General features: G+C 39.7%; 4 protein-coding genes. All 4 read right to left on the bottom strand.

Annotated features, from left to right (window positions below):
- Positions 1-156: 156 nt before the first annotated feature.
- Positions 157-954 carry an ABC transporter ATP-binding protein gene (locus RYP29_RS08685; RefSeq protein ID WP_005379071.1) on the bottom strand — a complete coding sequence of 266 codons (798 nt, stop codon included), beginning with the start codon at positions 952-954 and terminating at the stop codon, positions 157-159.
- A 10-nt stretch (positions 955-964) separates the two neighbouring features.
- A complete protein-coding gene (locus RYP29_RS08680; RefSeq protein ID WP_005378866.1) occupies positions 965-1,837 on the bottom strand; it encodes an ABC transporter permease in 873 nt (290 codons plus the stop codon).
- Positions 1,838-1,851: 14 nt separating this feature from the next.
- The gene (locus tag RYP29_RS08675) at positions 1,852-2,829 is read right to left on the bottom strand and encodes an ABC transporter substrate-binding protein (protein ID WP_311533146.1); all 978 of its coding nucleotides are present in this window, start codon (positions 2,827-2,829) and stop codon (positions 1,852-1,854) included.
- A 24-nt stretch (positions 2,830-2,853) separates the two neighbouring features.
- A partial coding sequence (locus RYP29_RS08670; protein WP_311533144.1) for an ABC transporter substrate binding protein occupies positions 2,854-3,111 on the bottom strand: 258 nt, incomplete at its 5' end.

The raw sequence follows: 3,111 nt of genomic DNA, 5'->3' as shown, positions 1-3,111 counted from the left end.
CGATAAGCTTAAGTAACCGTTGGAGATTCGAATACTTCGCTTACGATATGTCTTATGACTTAGTTAAGTATACAGTATAATCCCCATAGTGTAAAGGTTTTCATGAAAAAAGAGAGGATAATATCCCCTCTTTTTTAAACCATATTATTTAGGTACTTATTTTGAACCGAGCATCATACGATCGCTTAACGCACCTTCGCCAGCTACTTCAAATTTTTGTAACAAATCAGCAACTGTTAATTTTTTCTTTTCTTCCCCTTTTACATCATAGATGATACGACCAGCGTCCATCATGATAAGACGATTACCAAAGCGCAATGCATCACGCATGTTGTGCGTAATCATAAGGGTTGTTAGATTATGTTCTGAAACAAGTTTATCTGTTAATTGCAATACATTTTCGGCTGTCTTAGGATCAAGTGCTGCTGTATGTTCGTCCAAGAGTAATAAATCAGGACGAAGCATAGTAGCCATAAGCAATGTAATAGATTGACGTTGACCACCAGATAATAGGCCCATCCGTGCAGATAGACGGTCTTCAAGGCCTAGACCTAATAGTGCAAGGCGTTCTTTAAAGAATGCTTGTTCACTATCTTTGAAAGCCCATTTAAGACCTAAGTTTTTGCCACGGCGCATCGCAAGAATCAAGTTTTCTTCGATTTGCATATTGCCTGCTGTACCAACCATAGGATCTTGGAATACACGGCCGATGTATTTAGCACGTTTGTATTCTGGCATTTTTGTTACATCAATATTGTTGATGGTAATACTGCCTTCATCGACAGGAAATACACCAGCGATGGAGTTTAGCAATGTACTTTTACCAGCACCATTACCACCGATTACGGTACAGAAATCGCCTTCTTCTAAACGAAGGTCGATGCCTTGTAGTGCAGTTTTTTCATTAATTGTGCCCTTAAAGAAGGTCTTTACCATATTTTTTACTTCTAACATAGTGTCCTCCTTAACGAGCTAACCATTTGGCTTTCAAAGTAGGCAAAGAAAGCGCGATGGCAACAAGAATAGCAGTGAATAATTTTAAATCGTTTGGTGGCATACCCATGTAGAGTACAGCAGCGATAACGATACGATATACGATGGAACCAAGTACTACAGCAATGAGGCTACGAACAAAGGATTTTGTACCGAATACAACCTCACCGATAATAACGGATGCCAAGCCGATTACGATGGTACCAATACCCATGCCTACGTCGGCAAAGCCTTGGAATTGACCGATAAGCGCACCGGACATACCAACGAAACCGTTGGAAATCAATAGACCAAGAACGATCATATTATCTGTGTTCACGCCTTGGGCGCGAATCATTTGAGGGTTAACGCCTGTTGCACGTAATGCGGTACCAATTTCAGTACCGAAGAACCAGAATAGTAATAAACATACAACAACAGCTACGATAACACCAACAATGGCAGCAGACCACATATTTGGTGTATGAAGCACGCTACCAATAATTGTATAAATTGTATCCATGCGAAGTAAGGATACGTTGGCTTTCCCCATAATATGAAGGTTAATGGAATATAAAGCAATCATCGTTAAGATACCAGCTAACAATGCAGGAATCTTTAATTTTGTATGAATCCAACCTGTTACAGCACCGGCAGCCATGCCACCTACGCCAGCAATCAAGATAGAAAGAATTGGGTTCATACCAGTTGTAATCAAGATGGCGGAAATGGCCGCCCCCATTGGGAATGTCCCTTCAACAGTCAAGTCGGCCACATCAAGAACGCGGAAGGTAATGAATACACCGACCGCCAACAAGGACCACAAAAGGCCTGTTGTTATGGTGCCTACCACTAAATCTAACATCAAAATCTCCTCTTTTATTTCATATCTTTACGAAGTGCATCAGGAATTGTGATACCTAATTTTTTAGCACGTTCTTCGTTGACAGTTAATTTAATATCCTTTTGTGTTTCGATGGCCATATCGCTAACTTTTGCTTCGCCAGAAAGAACTTTAGCTGCCATCAAACCTGTTTGATAACCTAATTTATAGTAATCTACAGAATATGTTGCTACACCACCAGTCATTGTCATGCCTTCGTCAGCTGCAAATACTGGAATTTTAGCAGCATCTGTAATTTGTGCTAAGTTAGCCATAGCAGATGCTAATACATTATCTGTTGGTGTATAAATAGCTTGTACATCTTGGTTTACAAGATTTGTTGCTGCTTGTTGGATATCGTTTACGTTGGAAACGGTAGCTTCTACAACAGTGATACCTTTTGTAGCGGCATACGCTTTCATTTTTTCAACTTGTAATTGGGAATTAATTTCAGAGGATGTGTAAATCGCACCAATGCGTTTAACATTAGGAACTAAAGCGATAATAAGATCTACCTCTTTTTCAACAGGTGTCATATCAGAAGTACCAGTTACGTTGCCACCTGGGTGTTCGTTAGATTGAACGAGTTTAGCTGTCACATAGTCTGTAATAGCTGTACCTAAGATTGGCATATCATGAGATGCATTTGCCATCGTTTGAGCCGCTGGCGTTGCGATTGCTAATACTAAATCCTTTTTATCGGAAACAAAACGTTGTGCAATACTATTCAAATTAGATTGGTCAGCTTGTGCATTTTGTTGGTCGATTTTAATATTTTCGCCATCCTTAAAGCCTTTGGATGCAAGACCATCTACAAAGCCTTTATTAGCAGCATCAAGGGATGGATGTTCTACTAATTGAATAACGCCGATTTTCTTTTGGTCACCAGTAGTAGTATTAGAACCACAACCAGCTACCATTGCCATAACAGTGATGGCACTAAGTGCCACTGCAATACCTTTTTTCCAGTTCATGTGTAACTCCTTACCAGTAAAGTACTAAATCATAGTTGCTTTGTTCATCAAATCCTCTGGTAAGGTGATGCCCAATTTTTGTAATTTATCTTTATTCACAACTAATTTAAATTCTTTTTGCATTTCAATAGGCATATCTTCGACTTTAGCTTCACCAGTTAAAACCTTTGCTGCCATCAAGCCAGTTTGGTAACCAAGTTTGTAGTAGTCTACAGACAAGGACATAACCGCACCGCCTTTTACGTGGTTATCTTCACCGCCGAATACAGGAATTTTTGCAGG

Source organism: uncultured Veillonella sp., from assembly GCF_963534045.1.
Lineage (GTDB): Bacteria > Bacillota > Negativicutes > Veillonellales > Veillonellaceae > Veillonella.
The sequence above is the reverse complement of the archived record's forward strand: the minus strand, read 5'-3'. Positions and strand labels throughout refer to the sequence as shown.